At 58.3% G+C, this 21,140-nt stretch carries 22 protein-coding genes; 11 read left to right on the forward strand and 11 right to left on the reverse strand.

From position 1 onward, the window contains the following. The first annotated feature begins 10 nt into the window (after positions 1-10). Genes obgE through ACR0J5_RS05700 form a run of 3 tightly spaced genes read left to right on the forward strand, consistent with a single transcriptional unit; the run spans position 11 to position 3,424 of the window. Positions 11-1,045, forward strand: coding sequence for a GTPase ObgE (gene obgE, locus ACR0J5_RS05690; RefSeq protein ID WP_480651234.1), 1,035 nt, complete (start codon positions 11-13; stop codon positions 1,043-1,045). Continuing rightward, positions 1,033-2,139, forward strand: coding sequence for a glutamate 5-kinase (gene proB, locus ACR0J5_RS05695; RefSeq protein WP_480651236.1), 1,107 nt, complete (start codon positions 1,033-1,035; stop codon positions 2,137-2,139). The genes obgE and proB overlap by 13 nt, the downstream gene beginning before the upstream one ends. A 22-nt stretch (positions 2,140-2,161) precedes the next feature. Continuing rightward, positions 2,162-3,424 (forward strand): glutamate-5-semialdehyde dehydrogenase, encoded by a 1,263-nt coding sequence (locus ACR0J5_RS05700; protein ID WP_480651238.1) that lies wholly within the window; start codon positions 2,162-2,164, stop codon positions 3,422-3,424. Here ACR0J5_RS05700 and ACR0J5_RS05705 read toward each other — a convergent pair. Beyond that, entirely contained in the window at positions 3,421-4,017 is a 597-nt protein-coding gene (locus tag ACR0J5_RS05705; RefSeq protein ID WP_480651240.1) for a histidine phosphotransferase family protein, read from the reverse strand. The two genes, ACR0J5_RS05700 and ACR0J5_RS05705, sit on opposite strands and share 4 nt — an antisense overlap. Before the next feature lie 42 nt (positions 4,018-4,059). Between ACR0J5_RS05705 and ACR0J5_RS05710 the strand changes: the two genes are divergently transcribed. From ACR0J5_RS05710 to tsf, 5 genes are all read left to right on the forward strand, one after another. After that, positions 4,060-4,242: a DUF3553 domain-containing protein gene (locus ACR0J5_RS05710; RefSeq protein ID WP_299946036.1), complete on the forward strand. Its 183-nt coding sequence runs from the start codon at positions 4,060-4,062 to the stop codon at positions 4,240-4,242. A gap of 108 nt (positions 4,243-4,350) precedes the next feature. Then, on the forward strand, positions 4,351-5,106 hold the full coding sequence (gene olsB / locus ACR0J5_RS05715; protein WP_480651242.1) for an L-ornithine N(alpha)-acyltransferase: 756 nt from the start codon (positions 4,351-4,353) through the stop codon (positions 5,104-5,106). Between the two features lie 4 nt (positions 5,107-5,110). Then, positions 5,111-5,947 (forward strand): lyso-ornithine lipid O-acyltransferase, encoded by an 837-nt coding sequence (olsA, locus tag ACR0J5_RS05720; protein WP_480651244.1) that lies wholly within the window; start codon positions 5,111-5,113, stop codon positions 5,945-5,947. A gap of 166 nt (positions 5,948-6,113) precedes the next feature. Continuing rightward, positions 6,114-6,887, forward strand: a complete 774-nt coding sequence (gene rpsB, locus ACR0J5_RS05725) for a 30S ribosomal protein S2 (protein WP_480651246.1) — start codon at positions 6,114-6,116, stop codon at positions 6,885-6,887. Positions 6,888-6,964: 77 nt separating this feature from the next. Further along, complete coding sequence (gene tsf / locus ACR0J5_RS05730) at positions 6,965-7,840, forward strand: translation elongation factor Ts (RefSeq protein WP_420587124.1); 876 nt, start codon at positions 6,965-6,967, stop codon at positions 7,838-7,840. Positions 7,841-8,212: 372 nt separating this feature from the next. On the opposite strand, the gene ACR0J5_RS05735 is transcribed toward tsf, so the two are convergent. The 3 genes from ACR0J5_RS05735 to ACR0J5_RS05745 form a co-directional block, all read right to left on the reverse strand. Next, on the reverse strand, positions 8,213-8,968 hold the full coding sequence (locus tag ACR0J5_RS05735) for an autoinducer binding domain-containing protein (protein WP_480651248.1): 756 nt from the start codon (positions 8,966-8,968) through the stop codon (positions 8,213-8,215). Next, positions 8,965-9,414 carry a type II 3-dehydroquinate dehydratase gene (gene aroQ, locus ACR0J5_RS05740; RefSeq protein ID WP_480651250.1) on the reverse strand — a complete coding sequence of 150 codons (450 nt, stop codon included), beginning with the start codon at positions 9,412-9,414 and terminating at the stop codon, positions 8,965-8,967. Before aroQ ends, ACR0J5_RS05735 begins: the two co-directional genes overlap by 4 nt. Before the next feature lie 93 nt (positions 9,415-9,507). Further along, positions 9,508-10,521 (reverse strand): NADPH:quinone oxidoreductase family protein, encoded by a 1,014-nt coding sequence (locus ACR0J5_RS05745; protein WP_480651252.1) that lies wholly within the window; start codon positions 10,519-10,521, stop codon positions 9,508-9,510. A gap of 135 nt (positions 10,522-10,656) precedes the next feature. Between ACR0J5_RS05745 and ACR0J5_RS05750 the strand changes: the two genes are divergently transcribed. From ACR0J5_RS05750 to ACR0J5_RS05760, 3 genes are all read left to right on the forward strand, one after another. Then, complete coding sequence (locus tag ACR0J5_RS05750; RefSeq protein ID WP_480651254.1) at positions 10,657-11,475, forward strand: SDR family NAD(P)-dependent oxidoreductase; 819 nt, start codon at positions 10,657-10,659, stop codon at positions 11,473-11,475. A 21-nt stretch (positions 11,476-11,496) separates the two neighbouring features. Next, positions 11,497-12,519, forward strand: coding sequence for a phosphotransferase family protein (locus tag ACR0J5_RS05755; protein ID WP_480651256.1), 1,023 nt, complete (start codon positions 11,497-11,499; stop codon positions 12,517-12,519). A 65-nt stretch (positions 12,520-12,584) separates the two neighbouring features. Continuing rightward, complete coding sequence (locus tag ACR0J5_RS05760) at positions 12,585-13,805, forward strand: serine hydrolase domain-containing protein (protein ID WP_480651258.1); 1,221 nt, start codon at positions 12,585-12,587, stop codon at positions 13,803-13,805. Positions 13,806-13,813: 8 nt separating this feature from the next. On the opposite strand, the gene ACR0J5_RS05765 is transcribed toward ACR0J5_RS05760, so the two are convergent. The 7 genes from ACR0J5_RS05765 to pstC form a co-directional block, all read right to left on the reverse strand. Next, positions 13,814-14,581 (reverse strand): SDR family oxidoreductase, encoded by a 768-nt coding sequence (locus tag ACR0J5_RS05765; RefSeq protein ID WP_480651260.1) that lies wholly within the window; start codon positions 14,579-14,581, stop codon positions 13,814-13,816. Positions 14,582-14,701: 120 nt separating this feature from the next. Continuing rightward, the gene (locus tag ACR0J5_RS05770) at positions 14,702-15,931 is read right to left on the reverse strand and encodes an acyl-CoA dehydrogenase (RefSeq protein ID WP_480651262.1); all 1,230 of its coding nucleotides are present in this window, start codon (positions 15,929-15,931) and stop codon (positions 14,702-14,704) included. 111 nt (positions 15,932-16,042) lie between these two features. After that, positions 16,043-16,732 (reverse strand): phosphate regulon transcriptional regulator PhoB, encoded by a 690-nt coding sequence (phoB, locus tag ACR0J5_RS05775; protein ID WP_480651264.1) that lies wholly within the window; start codon positions 16,730-16,732, stop codon positions 16,043-16,045. Between the two features lie 3 nt (positions 16,733-16,735). Then, entirely contained in the window at positions 16,736-17,446 is a 711-nt protein-coding gene (phoU, locus tag ACR0J5_RS05780; protein WP_480651266.1) for a phosphate signaling complex protein PhoU, read from the reverse strand. 16 nt (positions 17,447-17,462) lie between these two features. Beyond that, positions 17,463-18,260, reverse strand: a complete 798-nt coding sequence (gene pstB, locus ACR0J5_RS05785) for a phosphate ABC transporter ATP-binding protein PstB (protein WP_480651268.1) — start codon at positions 18,258-18,260, stop codon at positions 17,463-17,465. Positions 18,261-18,270: 10 nt separating this feature from the next. After that, positions 18,271-19,602, reverse strand: coding sequence for a phosphate ABC transporter permease PstA (gene pstA / locus ACR0J5_RS05790; protein WP_480651270.1), 1,332 nt, complete (start codon positions 19,600-19,602; stop codon positions 18,271-18,273). Continuing rightward, the gene (gene pstC / locus ACR0J5_RS05795; RefSeq protein WP_480651272.1) at positions 19,599-21,071 is read right to left on the reverse strand and encodes a phosphate ABC transporter permease subunit PstC; all 1,473 of its coding nucleotides are present in this window, start codon (positions 21,069-21,071) and stop codon (positions 19,599-19,601) included. The genes pstA and pstC overlap by 4 nt, the downstream gene beginning before the upstream one ends. Between the last annotated feature and the right edge of the window lie 69 nt (positions 21,072-21,140).

Below are 21,140 nucleotides of genomic sequence, written 5' to 3' on the forward strand. Positions count from 1 at the left end.
GGGGACAGTCATGAAATTTCTCGATCTTGCAAAGGTCTACATCCGGTCCGGGGCCGGAGGTGGCGGCTGCGTCAGCTTTCGGCGCGAAAAATACATCGAATATGGTGGTCCCGATGGCGGTGATGGCGGCAAAGGCGGCTCGGTCTGGGTTGAGGTCGTGGACAGCCTGAACACGCTGATCGACTTCCGTTATCAGCAGCATTTCTTTGCCAAAAACGGGCAACCCGGCCGCGGGCAACAGCGCACCGGCAAGGATGGCGATGACATCGTCCTGCGTGTGCCCGTCGGCACCGAGATTCTGGACGAAGACGAAGAAACCGTCATCTGCGACCTGACCGAGGTCGGGCAGCGCGTGCTGCTGGCCAAGGGCGGCAATGGCGGTTTCGGCAACCTGCATTTCAAATCGGCCACCAACCAGGCTCCGCGCCGCGCCAATCCGGGGCAGGCAGGGATTGACCGCACCATCTGGCTACGGCTGAAGCTGATTGCCGATGTGGGACTGTTGGGCATGCCCAATGCGGGCAAATCGACCTTTTTGGCGGCCACCTCGAATGCGCGACCCAAGATTGCGGATTATCCGTTCACCACTCTGCACCCAAATCTGGGAGTTGTGGGGGTTGATAACGTCGAATTCGTCGTCGCTGACATCCCCGGCCTGATCGAAGGCGCCCATGAGGGCCGCGGGATCGGAGACCGTTTTCTGGGTCATGTCGAACGCTGCGCCGTGTTGCTGCATCTGGTCGATGGCACTTCGGAAACCGTGGCCGAAGATTACCGCACCATCATTCATGAGCTTGAAGCCTATGGCGGTGAGCTGGCCGATAAACCCCGCATCACCGTGTTGAACAAAGTCGACGCGCTGGATGATGAGGAACGCGAACTGGCTAAGGCGGAGTTGGAAGAGGCCGTGGGCGGCCCCGTCATGACCATGTCCGGCGTGGCGCATGTGGGCGTGACCGATGTTCTGCGGGCCTTGCGTGCGCAGATCGACGACAACCGCGTCCGCCACAAACCCGCTGAGGAGGCCGCGCCTTGGCAACCCTGACGTCTGCAAAGCGTCTTGTTGTAAAGATCGGGTCTGCCTTGCTGGTGGATCGGAATACAGGGTTGTTGCGGTCGGATTGGCTGCATTCGCTGGCGCAGGACGTGGCGTGGCTCAAGGGGCAGGGGACGGATGTAATTCTGGTGTCATCCGGGTCGATTGCGCTGGGGCGTGGGGTGCTGGGCCTTCCGATGCAGACCTTGCCGCTGGAACAATCGCAGGCCGCCGCAGCCGTGGGTCAAATCCGGCTGGCCCGCGCCTATGAAGAGGTTCTGGCCCCCCACAATATCACCACCGCTCAGGTGCTGGTCACGCTGGAAGACAGCGCGGATCGACGGCGCTACCTGAATTCGCGCGCCACGCTTGAAACCTTGCTTGGCCTCGGCGTTGTGCCGATTGTCAACGAAAATGACACAGTAGCCACGGATGAAATCCGTTACGGCGACAATGATCGCCTGGCTGCCCAGATCGCGGTGACCGTGGGCGCAGATCAGCTGATCCTATTGTCGGATGTCGATGGGTTCTACACGGGCAACCCGTCCGAGGATGCCTCGGCCACGCGCTATGATGTGATCGAAGACATCACGCCCGAGATTGAGGCCATGGCCGGTGATGCGGGGTCGGGCCTGTCCAAGGGCGGGATGAAGACCAAACTGCTGGCCGCCAAGATGGCAACGGCTGCGGGCTGTGATATGGCCATTACTGAAGGATCGCCCATCAACCCGCTGAAAACGCTGGAAAACGGTGCGAACTGCACGTGGTTCACGGCGACGGTTGATCCGCATGCTGCCCGCAAACGCTGGATCTCGGCCATGAAGCCACGGGGTGAGATCGTGGTCGACGCTGGCGCCGCCACAGCGCTTGGCAATGGCAAGAGCCTGCTGCCTGCGGGTATTGTCGAAGTGACCGGCGATTTCGGGCGCGGCGACCCGGTGGCGATCATCGACCCGCAGGCCCGGCGACTGGCGCAGGGCCTCAGCCGCTATACCGCGCAAGAGGCAGATGCGATCAAAGGGCGCAAATCATCCGAGATCGAGGCGACGCTAGGCTATCCGGGCCGCGCCGTCCTGATCCACCGGGACGATCTGGCGCTATAAGACAACAGGAAAGGCATCAAAGATGAAGGATTTCGACAGCATTCCCGCCCTGATGGCCGATCTGGGGGCACGGGCCAAGGCGGCCTCGGCCGAGCTGGCCTTTGCCACTGCCGAACGCAAACACGCCGCTCTGATTGCTGCGGCGGAAGCGGTCTGGGCCAATCGCGCCGAGATCATCGAAGCCAACCAGAAAGACCTGGAATTTGGCCGTGAAAAGGGCCTGAGCCCGGCGATGATGGACCGTCTGATGCTGGATGAATCCCGTATTCAGGGCATGGTCGACGGGCTACGCACGGTCGCCGATCAGGCCGATCCGGTGGGTGAGGTTCTGACCGAATGGGATATGCCCTCGGGTCTGAATATTCAGCGCGTCCGCACGCCTTTGGGTGTGATCGGCGTGATCTATGAAAGCCGCCCGAATGTCACTGCAGATGCGGGGGCGTTGTGTTTGAAATCCGGCAATGCGGTGATCCTGCGCGGCGGGTCCGAGAGTTTTCATTCGTCAGGCGCGATCCACGCCTGTCTGGTTCAGGGCCTGAAGGCCGCGAACCTGCCCGAAGATGCCATTCAGCTTATCCCGACCCGGGATCGCGCCGCCGTTCAGGAATTGCTGACCCTGACCGATTATGTCGACGTGATTGTCCCGCGCGGCGGCAAGGGGCTGGTTGGTCTGGTGCAGCGCGAAGCGCGGGTGCCTGTGTTCGCGCATCTCGAAGGCATCGTTCATATCTATATCGACAAAGCCGCAGACCCGCAAAAAACGCTGGACGTTGTGCTGAACGCCAAGACCCGGCGCACGGGGATTTGTGGTGCGGCGGAATGCCTGCTGATCCATCAGGATGTCGTCGAAACGCTGGGCCGGGATGTGATCGCTGCGCTGATGGCTGCCGGGGTTGAAGTCCACGCCCAGGGCGCGCTGGCCGTGGATGGCACGGTTGCGGCCACAGCAGAGGATTGGGGTAAAGAGTTTCTGGACAGCATCATTGCCGCCAAACCGGTCAAAGACATCGATGCGGCCATCGCGCATATCCGTCAGTATGGATCGAACCACACTGATTGCATCATGACCGAAGACGCGCAGGCCGCAGCCCACTTCTTTGAACGTCTGGACAGCGCCATTCTGATGCACAACGCCTCGACCCAATTTGCTGATGGTGGCGAATTTGGCATGGGGGCCGAGATCGGCATCGCCACCGGCAAGATGCACGCACGGGGCCCCGTTGGGGCGGCTCAGCTGACCAGCTTCAAATATCTGGTTCGTGGTAACGGCACGACCCGGTCTTAAAACCGGATCGCAACACGGGTTGAGGTCGTCTCGGCCTTGACCCGCCGACCCATTGCCGTCGCGGTTTCGGGCAACAGGGCGAACTGAACCTGCGCGGGAGTGACCTTTTTGGGGAACCGCCCGCTGGGCAGGTTCTTCCACAAGTCAGCATCAACGCTCAACTTATCCGCTGAGCCGGTCACGGCCCAGTCATTGCCCGAAGTGGTGATGGTGACTTCGCCGCCAAACGGCATCGCGCTTTCGCAGCACATCATTGCCAGGAAGGCCAGTTTGACCTGATTGCGCGGAACGGGCTCGGTCAGGTTCCAGTTAACCCGCACACGCCCGGCGCGCTCAATATCCTTAAGCAGGTCGGTGACCTCGGTCCGACCCAGAGGCTGATCGCTGGCCGCGCCGAATGCCACGCGAAAAAATCTGATCCTGGCGCCCGCACTTCCAACACTGCCCGAGATCAGCTCCATCTCGGGGCCTTGGGTTGTGCCAACCATTTCAAGCAGTTCCAGGCCGTTGGTAATCGCCCCGATCGGGCTGATCAGATCGTGACAAATCCGCGAGCCGATCAATTCAGCCAGGTTGACCTCTTTTGCACGCATGCGTAACTCCTGCTGTATCTGCCGCCTGAGCCGGAGCCACCGATGACAGACCTCAATGCTATTCTTGCACCGGGCATGTATGTCCGCCACCCCGATTTCCCCGATTGGGGCATTGGACAGGTGCAGTCCAATATCGGGGGCAAAATCACCGTTAACTTTCGCGAGCAGGGGAAAGTGGTGATAGACGGAACACGCATTGCCCTGATGCCGGTCTTTGATCCGTGAAACTGGTTTAGGAATGGTTAACGCCACGCTGTTCGAGAGGCCGTACGGGCGATGTTGCCATTCCCCCGGCACCTGCGCTATCAGCGCTGAAACGATACGGAACCGCTGATGCCGGACACAGGCCCATCCTTCACCGTCAAACTTGCCGAGACCGAGGCCGACCTGCGCGCCGCGCAACGGCTGCGCTATGACGTGTTCGTGCGCGAACTGGGGGGCGGAGGTGCATTGGTCAATCATGAGGCTGGGTTAGAGCAGGATCGCTTTGATCCTTATTTCGACCATATGCTGGCCATTGATGACCAGACCGGCGAAACTGTTGGCGTTTACAGGCTGTTACCGGGCGAACGTGCGGCAGAATTGGGGCAGTTCTATTCCGAGGATGAATACGACCTGTCCGTGCTGAAGACCAGCGGCCGCAAGCTGTTGGAACTGGGCCGGTCCTGCCTGCACCGCGACTACCGCGGGGGTACAGCGATGTATCATCTGTGGAATGGCTTGGCCGCCTATGTGGCTGAACGTCAGATCGAGGTGCTGTTCGGCGTGGCCAGCTTTCACGGCACGGATGTGCAGGCGCTGGCGCAGCCCTTGTCCATGTTGCATCACAACCACCTCGCGCCGCCGGACCTGCGGGTACGCGCCCAGCCTGAGGTGTTCCAGAGCATGAACCTGACAGCCCCTGAGGATCTGGACCGGCGTGCCGCGATGGTACAGGTGCCCGCGTTGATCAAAGCCTATCTGCGGCTTGGCGGCTTTGTGGGCGAGGGGGCCTTTGTCGATCATGCGTTCAACACCACCGATGTGTGCCTGATCCTCGACACCGCCCGCATGAACGAACGTCAGCGCCGCATCTATACCGGAGCCTGAAACAGTGAGCGATGCATCCTGGCATAGCGACGACTCGCCCGACCCGATTGACCTGGGGGTCGCGGGCTGGGCACTGGCAATCCTGCGCGGGCTTCCGCTGGCACTGTTGGTGTTTGGCGGGCTGATCATCTTGTTGACCCTGCGTCTTTTCGAGCGCCCCATCTATGGCGTTCGCCGCCCTCTGACGCCCTTCATCACACAATTTGTCTGCCGCAATGCGTTTCGCATCCTGGGCATCGGGTTTCGCACCTCGGGGCAGATGATGACGCAGCGTGGGGCTGTGGTGGCGAACCACTCCTCATGGCTGGACATATTCTCGCTCAACGCCCGTAAAAGGGTCTATTTCGTGTCCAAGGCCGAGGTCGCGAAATGGCCGGGGATTGGCTGGCTGGCACGTGCCACGGGAACAGTATTCATCGAACGTGACCGCAAGAAAGCGCGCGAACAGACCCTGCTGTTTCAGGAACGTTTGACCGCGGGGCACAAGCTGCTGTTTTTCCCCGAAGGGACCTCAACCGATGGCCTGAGGGTTTTACCTTTTAAAACAACGCTTTTTGCTGCGTTCTTTACTAATGAGCTGCGGGATTTCATGTATGTGCAGCCGGTTTCGGTGATCTATCACGCCCCGCGCGGGGAACCGGACCGGTTCTATGGCTGGTGGGGCGACATGGACTTCGCGCCGCATCTGTTGAAGACACTGGGCGCACGCAGACAGGGATCGGTTGAGGTGATTTACCACGCGCCAGCCAAGGTCAGCGACTTTGAAAACCGCAAGGCGCTGGCAGCCCATTGCGAAGAGGCAGTACGACACGCGCATTCTTTGGCAAGGCTCGAAAAATAAGGGCGAAAGCCCCTTGCGCTGCTTTAAAACCTGCCGTATATGCGCGCCATTCAAACCCGCAGGCGGGGTTTGGCCTTTTTGAGGGAGACATCCTCATCAAGACCGCCGGTTGGAGCATCCGCTTCTTTCACCCCCGCCAAGGCGTAAACCGGAAAAGGAAAATAGCATGGCTCTTCCCGAGTTCTCCATGCGTCAGCTGCTGGAAGCTGGCGTTCACTTTGGTCACCAGACACAGCGTTGGAATCCCCGCATGGGTCCGTTCATCTACGGCTCGCGCAATGGCATCCACATCATGGACCTGACCCAGACCGTTCCGATGCTGGATCAGGCGCTGCAGGCCGTTCGTGACACCGTTGCAAAAGGTGGCCGCGTTCTGTTCGTTGGCACCAAGCGTCAGGCCGCTGGCCCGATCGCCGAAGCTGCCGAAAAGTCGGCCCAGTACTACATGAACCACCGCTGGCTGGGCGGCACGCTGACCAACTGGAAAACCGTTTCCCAGTCGATCAACCGCCTGAACCAGATCGACGAAGCGATGGAATCGGGCGCCGAGGGCCTGACCAAGAAAGAGCGTCTGGGCATGGAGCGTGACCAGGCCAAGCTTCAGGCATCGCTGGGCGGTATCCGCGAGATGGGCGGCGTTCCTGACCTGCTGTTCGTCATCGACGTCAAAAAAGAAGCACTGGCCATCGCCGAAGCCAACAAGCTGGGTATCCCGGTTGTGGCTGTTGTCGACACCAACTGCTCGCCCGATGGTGTGGATTACATCATCCCCGGCAACGACGACGCAGCGCGCGCCATCTCTCTGTACTGTGATCTGGCCGCACGTGCCGCTCTGGACGGCATGACCGCTCAGATGGGTGCAGCAGGCGTTGACCTGGGTGCATTCGAAGAAGCACCGGTTGAAGAGGTTGTCGCAGAAGAAGCCCCGGCCGAAGCGTAAGCTGCCCGTCACGTAAATGACATATGGGGCAGGGTATGACCTGCCCCAATTCCGTTTGAATTGAGGAGAGCCTAAAGATGGCAATCACAGCAGCAATGGTGAAAGAACTGCGCGACTCGACCGGCGCAGGAATGATGGACGCGAAAAAAGCGCTGACCGAAACCGGCGGCAACATGGACGAAGCCGTTGACTGGCTGCGCACCAAAGGTCTGGCCAAAGCGGCCAAGAAATCGGGCCGCACCGCAGCCGAAGGTCTGGTTGCTGTTCACGTGAACGGCGGCAACGGTGTTGCTGTCGAGGTGAACTCGGAAACCGACTTCGTTGCGAAAAACGCCGAGTTCCAGGAAATGGTTGGCAAGATCGCTTACGCAGCCGAAGGCGTTGCTGACGTTGACGCTCTGCTGGCGGCCGACCTGGGCGGCAAGAACGTGGCCGACACCCTGACCGACAAGATCGCCACCATCGGCGAGAACATGTCGGTGCGCCGTATGGCCAAACTGTCGGGCGACACTGTTGTGTCCTACGTCCACAACGCAGCCACCAACGGCATGGGCAAAATCGGCGTTCTGGTCGCTCTGACCGGTGGCGACGAAGCGATCGGCAAGCAGGTTGCAATGCATATCGCAGCTGTGAACCCGGCGGCTCTGTCCGAAGCGGACATGGACCCGGCTGTTGTCGAGAAGGAAAAGCAGGTTCAGATGGACATCGCCCGCGAATCCGGCAAGCCCGAGCAGGTGATCGAAAAGATGATCGAAGGCCGCATGAAGAAATTCGTCGCGGAATCGACCCTGCTGAACCAGTCCTTCGTTGTGAACCCTGACCTGACCGTTGAAGCAGCGGCCAAAGAAGCAGGCGCAACCATCACCGGCTTTATCCGTCTGGAAGTTGGCGAAGGCATCGTGGTCGAAAAAGAAGACTTCGCAGCCGAAGTTGCCAAGGCCGCTCAGGGCTAAGGAACATCGCCGGGTCCCGTTGGGGCCGGGTTTCCAAATAAGAACCGGTCGCGCTATGCGTGGCCGGTTTTTTTGTTCCGGGAATCAAAAAGGGCGCCGTAGCGCCCGGGTAAAAGGATGAAATTGAGGGGCCCCGCATGATGGGGATGGTCGAGGCCCCCCAAAAATTCCGACACAGAGACGTGGACGAATAGACGCCCTAATGTCAGAGCGACCGGAGAGCTTTGGAATTGCAAAGATCCGATCAAATGTTCCCTGGCTAAAGCCACCACTCACGGAACAATATCACTTTGCAACCGGGCCTCGGATTCGGAAAGTCATGATTTCCTTACCCTAGGTAAATTGACGCAATTTGGCGTCAATTTTTAGTCATTACGCTTCCATAACGAACATCTGATTCTGCAGGGCAGCTTTCAAAACGGCCTGGGCCGTGGTTTCGACCGACAGCGCCTCACGCGCGAGGCGCAGGTGCTTTTCGACCGTTGCCGCCGTCAGCCCCATCAAAAGGGCAATGTCCTGCGTTGTTTTGCCGTCTCCGACCCATTGCAGCGCTTCGCGCTGGCGCTTGGTCAGGGCCCGGTTCGGCGCGTTGTAGGGCAGGGTGAGAATCTTGAGATGCGCAACGTTGTTCATCAGCAGGATTTCGTCGCCATGCTTGGCCCACGTGGCCTCCACCTCTTCCTGGCTTTTGGCATTGCCAGCCGACAGGGAAATCGCCCCTTTTGAGCGCATGGAGACCGAGGTGAAGCTGATCGTGTAGCCGAAGGTCACACCTTGCGAGCGGTTGAACTCCAACACGTCAAGTTCCTGCTTGGTCAACTTGCCGTTGGCGACCATATCCTGCGCGATGCTCCAGCTGGCGGCGCCTTCGTTTTGCAGCGCCCATTTCAGCATGGGGGCGTGAAAATACATGCCATCCCGCAGAAAACCGTCCAGGTAGCGTTTCTCGTGGTTGGTGAGGATCACAAAATCCTCAGGGTCGCCCAGAGAAGTCTCGGTTCGATATTGCGTGTACCCGTAAATTAGACGGTCAAAACCATAGCTTGCCATCTGACGGCAATGCGCATCCCAAAGCTCTTCCAAGGTTTTGGTATAGCTCAGGAAATGCAGATACTCGGCCAGCTTCATGCAGAAGCCCCGCGCTTAAGATGAGCGGCGAGCGCATCAAGGGCCAGAACATACCCCTGCGCGCCAAAACCACAAATCTGGCCCATCGCGACCTTTGAGATGTACGAGACGTGGCGGAAGCTTTCCCGCGCATGGATATTGGACAGGTGCACCTCGACAACCGGCAGTTCGACCGAGGCAATCGCATCCATCAGGGCGATGGATGTGTGGGTATAGGCCCCGGCGTTCAGGACGATACCGTCCTGCTGACCTTTTGCCGCATGGATTGCATCGATCAGCGCGCCTTCGTGGTTAGATTGAAAGCACGTAATTTCGAACCCAGCTTTGGCCCCATAGGTTACGCATAAATCTTCGACCATCGCCAGCGTGGTGCTGCCATAGACCTCGGGCTGGCGGGTTCCCAGAAGATTTAGGTTTGGTCCGTTTAAAATCAGAGCTTTGTGCATTGGTCCATCGATCCCATCACATGTTCATATGCATGAGTTAGCTTCAATGTCCACCTGCGAACCGGCGCAATAGGCGATGAGGTGCGCACCGGGTCATTCCGTGGACTCATCCTGAGGCATAGTCACAACAGTTTTCCCAAGCGCTGCGCGACCTGCCATGTGGCGCAAGGCGCCGGATGCGTCTTGTAGGGGGAAACGTGCGCTGATTCTCGGCCTGATCCGCCCTTCGGCGTATAGACGGAACAAATCCTTTACGTTTTGCGCATGCCCATCGGGATCACGAAACACCGACGCGCCCCAGAACACACCAACGATTTCACACCCTTTGAGCAGGGGCAGATTCAAAGGGATCTTTGGAATGCCAGCCGGAAAGCCGACCACAAGGTAACGCCCTTTCCAAGCCATGCTGCGCAGCGCAGGCTCGGCGTAATCCCCGCCAACCGCGTCATAAACGACATCCACACCCGTTGGACCGGCCAGAGCTTTGATATCCTGCGAGAATTTCTTTTGCTGATCTTTTGTCATGTCATGGGAATAGACAATGGTTTCATCCGCCCCAAGTTCCTTGCAGAAATCTGCCTTGTCCTTTGAGGAAACCGCCGCAATCACCCGCGCGCCGATGGCTTTGCCCAGCTCAATCGCCGCTGATCCAACTCCACCCGCCGCCCCAAGCACCAGCAAGGTTTCACCGGATTGCAAGGCGGCGCGATCTTTCAAGGCATGATAAGACGTGCCGTAGGTGAAAATGAAACAAGCCGCGTCCTCAAACGGCATTGTCTCTGGAAATTTGACAGCTGTCGCAGCCGGTATCGCGATATGGGTGGCAAAACCGCCGTGTCCCGTCAGGGCCAAAACACGATCTCCGACCTCAAGCCCGCTGACGCCTTCCCCCAGAGCCAGAACTTCTCCGGCAATTTCACCGCCGGGTGCAAAGGGGCGGGGTGGTTTGATCTGATAGCGATCTTCGATGATCAGCGTGTCTGGATAGTTGACGCCCGCCGCCCGGATTCCCACCAGAACCTGCCCGCGATCAGGTACAGGATCGGGCAGAGAGGTCAGTTCCAGACTGTCCGGTCCGCCCGGCGCGACGCTGAGTAAAGCTTGCATATCAGCCCTTTTACACTTGTTATTCCATCAAGAGGAGCTTTGGCGCAGCAACTGGTCTTGTCAAGAAATCACCCGGTCACTTGACGCGTGGTTCACGGGCCCGTTCTGGTCAACGAAAACAAGCAGGAGACGCCCATGACCCCCGATACGCTATTCTCATTGCAGGGAAAAACCGCTTTGGTGACCGGCGGGGCCACAGGCATTGGCCGAATGGCGGCCGAGGCATTGGTACGTGCCGGGGCACGCGTCCTGATCGCGTCGCGCAAAGCTGAGGCCTGTGAGGCTGTGGCCGCCGAATTGAACGCTCTGGACGCACCCGGACAGGCCGAAGGGTTTGGCGGCGACGTGGCCACGCAAGAGGGTGTTCAAGACTTGGTGTCCAAGGTTAAAGCCCGCACGGAAATCCTTGATATCCTGATGAACAATGCAGGCGTTAGCTGGGGTGCGCCCATGGGTCAGTTCCCCTTTGAGGCGTGGGATAAGGTTATGTCGGTCAATGTGGCCGGGTTGTTTGAACTGACCCAGAGGCTCTTGCCTATGTTGATCAAATCAGGTTCGGCCGATGACCCATCGCGCGTCGTCAATGTCGGTTCGGTCATGGGAGAGGTTCCCATGGGCGACGGCGCCTATAGCTATTCGGCGTCGAAAGCTGCTGTTTTGCACCTGACCAAGATCATGGCCAAAGAGTTCTCACCGCACCACGTCACCGTGAATGCGCTGGCACCCGGACCTTTCGTATCGCGCATGACCGCCTTTGCGACCGCCGATGAAAACACACGCGAAAGGGTTGGGAAATCGGTTCCTCTGGGGCGCGTGGGGCGTGAAGAGGATATTGCAGGCTGTATGTTGTTCCTGTGCGGTCGCGGTGGCAGCTATGTCACCGGCGCGGTGATCCCGGTTTCGGGCGGGATTAACGTTGTGACCGCCGGAAACATCTTTGCCGAAGCGCTTTAACCCATAAGACGGAGAGGCGGTATGAACAGCACGCAACTGGATGTCCCGGCGGTTGACAGCTATCTCAGCCAGCATCTGAGCGGCTACCGAGGGCCCCTGACGGCGACCAAGTTTACGGTGGGCCAATCCAACCCGACCTTTCTGCTGCAAACGCCTGAAAAGTCGTATGTCTTGCGCCGCAAGCCACCCGGCGCATTGTTGAAATCTGCCCACGCCGTTGACCGTGAATTTCGCGTGCAGTCTGCCTTGGCTGACAGCGCCGTGCCAGTCCCCCAAATGCATCTGCTGTGCGAGGGCACATCTGTCATCGGGTCTGAGTTTTATGTGATGGAGCATCTACAGGGTCGCATTTTCATGGACCCGACTCTTGAGGGTGAAACCAATGAAACACGCAGTGCCATACTGGACGAAATGAACCGGGTTCTGGCCGAACTACATCAGGTCGATATCGATGCGGTGGGCCTGTCCGATTACGGCCCACCCGGAAACTATTTCGAACGCCAGATCGGGCGCTGGATCAAGCAATACCGCGCCTCGGAAACCTCTGATATTGCTGATATGAATGCGCTGATGAAGGCGCTGGAAACGGCCATACCTGCGGACGATAACCAGAGAACTCTGGTGCATGGGGATTACCGTATCGACAACCTGATGTTTGAAGAAAACGGTACAAAATGTATCGGCGTGCTGGATTGGGAGTTGTCGACAATCGGTCACCCTTACGCAGACCTCGCCGCCGTTATCATGCAGTGGCGATTGCCACCGGGGGACCAGGGGCGTGGATTGGCGGGGATTGACCGCGCACAGCTGGGATTGCCGTCCGATCAGGCGTTTATCGACCAATATTGCGCCCGTCGCGGGTTGGACGGGATAGACAATTTCGGCTTCTACCTTGCCTTCAATTTCTTTCGTATGGCCGCGATTTTGCAGGGCGTTTTCAAACGGGCGCAGGACGGAAACGCCTCGGACCCGAAACGCGCCGCCGCGTTTGGCGCATATGTGCCGATCTTTGCCAAACACGGCCTGACGGCGCTGGAGACATGATTTTCCTGTCTTTTCGCCGCTTAAGCCCCCAAGATCACCACAAAGATCCACAGGGCACGTAACCGATGACGCAACTCGACCCCAAACGCCGGGCTAACATCACCGATTGGATGCAGCGATACGTGGATGATCGGAAATACGCGGGCAGTTCGCTTTTGGTAAAGCACAAGGGTGATGAGGTCTTTTTTCACGCCTGTGGTCAGCGGGATGTGGAAAGTAATCTGCCGTTTCAGCGCGATACGCTCGTTCGTCTTTATTCCATGACCAAACCTGTAACGAGTGTTGCTCTGATGATTTTGGTGGAACGCGGGTTGTTTCACCTCGACGCGCAACTGTCAGAATTCATACCAGAATTCAGCGATATGCAGGCCCTGATACCCGGTGCCACGCGATTGGATCAGACCGAGGATGCCCTCAGCCCGACACTGCATCAACTGCTTACGCATACAAGTGGGTTAAGCTATCCGTTCAATCCCGGTCTGCTTCCGCAGGCAATGGACGCTCAGGATCTGATCTTTAAACCGGATCAGGGGCAATTGGCGGACCGCGTTGCTGACGTGGCCCATCTGCCGCTGGCGTTTCAACCCGGCACGCGGTGGGAATATTCGGTGGCCACAGATGTGCTGGGCCGCGTGATCGAGGTTGTTTCAGGCATGTCCCTGGACCAGTTCTTTGTCGACGAAATTCTTGGGCCGCTTAACATGCGTGAAACCGGGTTCCGGGTGCCAGAGGGGGCAGGGGATCGGTTCGCGTCACTCTACACGCCGTTGGCCGGTGACGTGATGGCCTTGAATGCGGCGAAAACCGGCGGAGAAACACTGCGCGTTGTTGATCAGGCCGGGTCATCGCCGTTCGAGCGCACCACGACCTTTTCCGGCGGTGGCGGTTTGGTCGGCACGATCGATGACTATTCTCGTTTTGCCGAAATGATCAGGGCGCGCGGGCAGGGGAACGGTCAGAGAATTCTGGGATCAAAGACCGTAGATTACATGCTTATCAACCACTTACCGGGCGATATTGCATCTATGGGCCCGCAGAGCTTTGCCGAGCAACCTATGGAAGGTACAGGCTTCGGATTGGGCGGCGCGGTCGTTATTGACCCGGGCAGAACGCGTGTGCCGGGCTCTGTCGGGGACTTCAGCTGGGGTGGTATGGCCTCCACCTTCTTTTGGGTTGATCCGGTAAACGACCTGACAGCGGTGTTCCTGACACAGTTGTCACCGTCCAGCTCGTACCCGTCACGCGCCGAGTTGAAAGGACTGGTGCGTGGCGCGTTGATCGATTGAATTCCAGGTCAGGGACCTTCCTCAAGCCGTTGATTAAGCTTGCGCATTCCGCCCAGCCACCGATCATAGTCAGTTGTTTTTAATTGCATATAATCGCGCACCTGGGGATGCGGTAGTATCAGAAATTCCTCGGCACGAATGGCGTCGATACACGCATCTGCGACATGTTCCGGCTCTAACATGCCATCGATTGCGGCAACGGATTGCTCATGTCCGCGCGTCATATCCGTGCGAACCGCCTGAGGGCAAAGGACCGAAACACGCAAACCCTTATGGCCATAAGTCAGCGACAACCACTCGGCAAATCCTACGGCGGCATGCTTGGACACGGCATATGGTGCTGCGCCCGGTTGGTTCAGCAAACCCGCGGCTGAGGCCGTGATCATAACATAGCCCGAACCACGCGCGACCATGCGTGGCACCAGATGACGTGCGGTCCAGACATGAGACATTACGTTGATCTGCCACGTGCGGTTCCAGTCTTCGTCCGGCGCGTCACAGCCACCAAGCGTCAAAATTCCGGCATTGGCGCAGAACAGATCAATTGGACCAATCGTATCTTCGACGTTGGTGATCAAAGACTTAATGTCATCTTCTTTGGACACATCACAGATGATCGGGTGGCCGCCAATCTCACGGGCTACGTTTTGAATGCCTTCGGCATCAATGTCCGAACAGACAACCGTTGCACCGTCACGCGCAAACCGTTCAGCCAATCCGCGCCCAATGCCGCGCGCGGCGCCAGTGACGACCACAGTTTTTCTACTGATCTCCATATCAAGTCTCCGAACATCTGATTGGCCTCCAAACGGTAACCAGAATTCAGAGTGGCGCAATGATGACCTGATGTTACCCTTTATTTAACATAATCTCTATTACGCGAAGTATGAATTATTCTAGTAGAAGGCCTGCAATCCTGTTTGCGCGCGTCCCAGGATCAGCGCGTGCACGTCATGGGTGCCTTCATAGGTGTTCACCGTCTCAAGGTTCACCATGTGGCGAATGACCTGAAACTCCAAAGAAATCCCGTTACCGCCGTGCATGTCACGCGACATACGCGCAATGTCCAGCGCCTTGCCGCAATTGTTGCGCTTGACGACCGAGATCATCTCGGGCGCGGCTTCGGCTTCGTCCATCAAACGCCCCACACGCAGGCTGCCTTGCAGCGCCAAGGCGATTTCGGTCTGCATATCTGCCAGTTTGCACTGGAACAGTTGTGTCTGCGCCAGTGGCCGATTGAATTGCTTTCTGTCCAGACCGTATTGACGCGCGGCGTGCCAGCAACTTTCGGCGGCACCCATAACGCCCCAGCTGATGCCATAGCGCGCTCGGTTCAGGCAGCCGAACGGACCTTTAAGGCCCTGCACATGCGGCAACAACGCGCTGTCGTCGACCTCAACACCGTCCAGAACAATCTCACCGGTGATGGAGGCCCGCAGGCTCATCTTGTTCTGAATTTTCGGAGCGCTCAGACCCTTGAGGCCCTTTTCCAGCACAAAGCCGCGAATTTTACCATCATGTGCGTCAGACTTGGCCCAAACCACAAATACATCAGCGATGGGCGAGTTTGAAATCCACATCTTGCTGCCGGTCAGGCGATAGCCGCCGTCGATCTTCTCGGCACGGGTTTTCATGCCTGCGGGGTCCGATCCGGCATCCGCTTCGGTCAGGCCGAAACACCCGATCCATTCACCGCTGGCCAGTTTCGGCAGGTATTTGCGGCGTTGTTCTTCGCTGCCATAGGCATAGATCGGGTACATGACCAGCGAGCTTTGAACCGACATCATCGAGCGGTAACCGGAATCGACACGCTCAACCTCACGCGCGACGAGACCGTATGAGACATACCCTGCCCCAAGGCCACCGTATTCTTCTGGGATCGTCGTGCCCAGCAGACCCATTTCACCCATCTCACGAAAGATTTCAGGATCGGTTTCTTCGTTCTGGAAAGCGTCGGTCACACGCGGTTGCAGTTTTTCCTGCGCATAAGCCTGCGCGCTGGCTGCAATCATGCGTTCATCTTCTGTCAACTGATCGGACAGACGGAACGGGTCATCCCATGCGAATTGGCCCATGTCGGGCGCGTCTTTGGCACGCAATGCAGGCTTTGTGTCAGGGGCGTTCATGGTTTCTCTCCGCTCAGTCAGCTTGGTCGCAAACTAGCGCGGCTTATCCATAAAGGACAGAAAGAGTTTCGCATCTTTCTATGAGCAAAACTCATACCCCCTGCCCCGGATTTACCCCAGCGCGTAACCTGCGCCACGGACTGTTCGAACCGGATCATCGCCGCCATGTTGCGTCAGCGCCTTGCGCAGACGTCCGATATGAACGTCAACGGTACGCGTATCGACATAGATATCGCGGCCCCAGACCCGATCAAGCAGCTGCTCGCGGCTCCAGACCCGGCCCGGTTTTTCCATGAAGGTGCTCAGCAGGCGGAACTCGGTCGGGCCAAGCTTCAGCAGCTTGCTGTCCCGGCTGACTTTGTGCGTCTCGGAATCCAGAACAATGTCGCCGAATTCCAGACGTATTCCAACGGTTGCGGGACGCACGCGGCGCAGCTGGGTACGGACCCGCGCCATCAGCTCAACCACTGAATAGGGTTTGACCACATAGTCATCCGCACCTGTTTCCAAGCCGCGCACCTTGTCTACCTCTTCAGTGCGGGCCGACAGCATGATGATCGGGATCGACCGCGTGTCAGGGCGCGATTTCAGGCGGCGGCAGACCTCAATCCCGCTGAGGTTGGGCATCATCCAATCCAGAACGATGATATCGGGATGTTCCTCGTCGACCAGCAGCATGGCCTCATCACCACTGGCAGCCTTGGACACGCGAAACCCTTCGGCCTCAAGGTTATAAGCCAGCACTTCGCGCTGCGCCGGTTCGTCTTCAACGACCAGAACTGTAGGCTGATCAGCTGACATGACTTAGACCTCCTGCGGGGTGTGCGATGTGATATCGGCCTTGGGGCGCGCCTCGGCCGGGCGTTCGCCGGTCACCAGATAGACGACCTGCTCGGCGATTGCGGTCACGTGATCGCCCATACGCTCAATATTCTTGGCGATGAAATGCAGATGCATGCACGACGAGATATTGCGCGGATCTTCGGCCATGAAGGTCAGGAATTCGCGGAACAGGCCGTTATACATCTGGTCCACTTCTTCGTCACGATTGATGACGTCTGTGGCCAGTTCGGCATCGCGCTGAATATAGGCGTCCAGTGCGTCGCGCAGCATCACCTCAACCTCGCGCGCCATGCGACGCAAGGCAGCAGCGCTGCCGTTGATCTCGCCTGCATTGACCAGAACCGTGGTCCGTTTGGCGATGTTTTTGGCATAGTCGCCAATGCGTTCAAGGTTGCCCGCAACTTTCAGCACCGACAGAACCAGACGTAAATCGCTGGCGGTCGGAGCACGCAGCGCAATCAGACGCGCGGTTTCTTCGTCGATCAGCTCTTCCAACGCGTCGATGGCTTTATCGCCCTGACGCACCTGCTGGGCCAGCTCTTCATCACGGGATTCCAGCGAGCGCGCGGCGCTCATGATGGCGGCTTCGACCAGCCCGCCCATTTTCATGATATGGGCCTGGATCGCTTCGAGGTCGCGGTCAAAGGCAGATGCAATATGTTGTTCGCTCATGATTCAGTACCTGTCCTCAGCCGATCCGGCCGGTGATGTAGCTTTCGGTGCGGGGATCTTCGGGGTTGGTAAAGATCTGCCCCGTCTCACCGAACTCGACAAGGTTGCCGAGGTGAAAGAATGCTGTCTTTTGGCTGACCCGCGCGGCCTGCTGCATCGAGTGGGTCACGATCACCACCGAATAGCGCGAGCGCAAATCGTCAATCAGTTCCTCGACCTGCGCGGTTGCAATCGGGTCCAGCGCTGAACATGGCTCGTCCATAAGCAGAACTTCGGGCTCGGTCGCCACAGCGCGGGCGATGCACAGGCGCTGCTGCTGACCGCCGGACAGGCCGGTGCCGGGGGCGTCCAGACGATCCTTGACCTCATCCCAGATCGCGCCGCGACGCAGGGATTTCTCAACGATCTCATCCAGTTCCGCCTTGTTCTTGGCAAGGCCGTGGATGCGCGGACCATAAGCCACGTTGTCATAGATCGATTTGGGGAACGGGTTGGGTTTCTGAAACACCATGCCCACCTTGGCGCGCAGCTGCACCGGATCGACGCGCTTGTCATAGATGTCTTCGCCATCCAGCAGAATGTCGCCTTCGACCCGGCAGATGTCGATCGTGTCGTTCATCCGGTTCAGACAACGCAGGAACGTGGACTTGCCGCAGCCCGACGGACCGATAAAGGCGGTCACGGTCTTGTCTTCGATCTGAACATCCACATCCTTGATGGCGTGGTTGTCGCCGTAATAGACCTGAACCTTGTTCGCGGCGATCTTGATGTCTTTGGAGTCCACGGCTCTCTCCACTCGTGTCATGTCGTTCATAATAAGCCTCCTACCAACGGCGTTCAAAGCGGCGGCGCAGGATGATTGCGATGATATTCATGGTCAGCAGGAACATCAAAAGGATGATAATGCCGCCCCAGGCTTTCTCATAGAAACCCACATCGGCGCGGGCGGCCCAGGTATAGATTTGCGCAGGCATGGCCGAGTTCGGCTCGGTAAAGCCCGCCATGAAGCCATCGGGATAACCACGGGCCACAAAACCCACCATACCGATCAGCAGCAGCGGCGCAGTTTCCCCAAGCGCTTGCGCCAGACCAATGATCGTTCCAGTCAGGATGCCAGGTGCTGCCAGCGGTAGAACGTGGTGGAACACCGCCTGCATTTTCGAGGCCCCTACCCCCAGCGCGGCATCGCGGATGGATGGCGGCACAGCCTTTAGCGAGGCACGGGTTGAGATAATGATTGTCGGCAGTGTCATCAGGGTCAGCACCAGACCACCGACCAAGGGCGCGGATTGCGGCAAGTGCATGAACTGGATGAATACTGCCAAACCCAGAATACCGAACACAATCGACGGAACAGCGGCCAGGTTGGAAATGTTCACCTCGATCAGGTCCGTAAACCGGTTCTGCGGTGCAAATTCCTCAAGATATATTGACGCGGCAACACCAATGGGCAGTGACAGCCCCAATACCACCAGCATCATGAAGAACGAGCCTACAACCGAGGCACCGATACCCGCGCCTCCGGGGTTATCAACGCCGGAATCCGCGCCGGTAATAAAGGGCCAATTGAACGCCTGTTTGATGATACCCGCCTCTTCCAGCGCATCCACCAGATCCAGATCGCTTAGCTGCAGAAAACGGCTGTCTTGCAGGGTGTCACGCGAAACACGGCCTTTGAAGTAGCCGTCAACCCGGCTTGAGGCCGCCAGATCGAACTTTACCGGCTCGCCCAGTTTATCGGGGTTGTCGGCGTAAAAGGTACGGATCGTGCCACCAACTTTACCCAAAAGACGCTCGATCGCATCCTGATCGAAATCGACGGTGACGCCGCTTTCGTTCAGTTGATCGTTCAGCGCACCGATGAAGAGGTCGGAATAGGCTTTGGTCTTGAACAGGGTGCTTTCCGCCTCATCCCGCTGTGCGGGTGACAGGGTGAATTCGACACTGACCACGGTGCGCTGGAAGGCTGGTAAGCCTTGCGACAGGATCGACGCGAACAGAACGATCAGAAAGAAAAGCCCTGTCGCAATCGCAACGATGCCATAGGCGCGAAACCGTTTTTCTGCATTCGCACGCTTTTTTGTGCGCGCGTCCGTGTCCATCAACGAGGTCGCATGGCGACTTGGCTGAGGGCTGTCCATGCTTGCGTCGGTCATTCGTACTGCTCCCGATACTTACGCACGATGTAAAGGGCAAACACGTTTAGCCCCAGCGTGAGGATGAAAAGGGTCATGCCAAGTGCAAAGGCGACAAGGGCCTCTGGCGAGGCGAAATCCGCGTCGCCGGTCAATTGGCTGACGATTTTGGCGGTGACAGTTGTCATCGCCTCAAAGGGATTGAGGCTCAGGCGGGCAGCGGCCCCTGCCCCCAAGACCACGATCATGGTTTCACCGATGGCGCGCGACGCCGCCAGCAGGATCGCGCCGACGATCCCGGGCAAGGCTGCGGGCAGAACCACCTGACGGATGGTTTCGGACTGTGTCGCACCCAACCCGTAGGACCCGTCACGCATCGCTTGCGGTACCGCGTTGATAATGTCATCGGACAAGGAGGACACAAATGGGATCAGCATTATGCCCATCACAAGACCGGCAGTCATCACGGCCGTACCGGCCTTCATCCAGCCCAGCCCGTTGTCACCGAATACATCCAGCAAAAGCGGGCCGACTGTCAGCAATGCAAACAGACCGTAGACAATGGTTGGGATCCCGGCCAGAACCTCGAGCAGCGGCTTGGCAACAGAGCGCACACGAGACGACGCGTATTCACTGAGGTAGATCGCGGCAAACAGACCGATGGGCACGGCAACCAGCAGAGCCACCAGCGAGATGTAGAACGTGCCCCACAGCAGCGGGATGATCCCCAGATCCGAGGCACCACCGCGACCCGAGAAGCTGGGCGCCCAGGTTGTACCAAAGAAGAACTCGGACGCGGGGTAGAGTTTGAAGAACTCCCACGTGTTGAAAACCAGCGACAGTACAATTCCGATTGTTGTCAGGATGGCAATAGATGCGGCTGCAAGCAAAAGGACGCGGACGCCCTGCTCGACCACATTGCGCGCGCGGTATTCAGACTGTGTTTGGAACCAGCTGATTGCGGCCCCGAACAGAGCGACCAGAATGACGGCCCCCGTCATGATCCCGTAGCCGGTGGAGTTCATAACGCGGTAGCTTTGTGCGGCCCGCAGTACCGGCTGAGTGATCTCGGACGTCACCACTTGGCCGGCATCTTTCAACCGCTGAGTCATATCGGTTACATCCGCGCGCGCGTTGCGGGCCTGATCTTCTGAAATCAGCCCGGCGGCGACCGCGTTGTCCAGCCCGTCTGCGGTTCGGCGCACTTCGGCCATGACAAGGCTTAGGGACGATCCTTCTTTGACGGCCGTCTCGGGGATCATGTCCGAGACCTGAGAGGAAACATAAAGCGGCTGCGCCAGAAGCCAGATGATCAGCAGACCAAAGGCAGGCACAATCGCTTTGAGGGCAACATTTGCACCATAATAGGTTGGCAGCGAGTGCAGGTTCCTGCTGTCTCCGCCGGCGCTTTGCAGGGCGCGTGCGCGTCCTAAAACATAACCGACTGCGGCGATCGCAAGCACGATCAGAAAGAGCCATAGTATCGGCATGACACCCCCGTTAGGTCTTGGCTGGGTATTTCGGAAAACACAGTTGGGGGCGGCATAAGCTGCCGCCCC

Source organism: Ruegeria sp. BE1 (genome assembly GCF_056538885.1).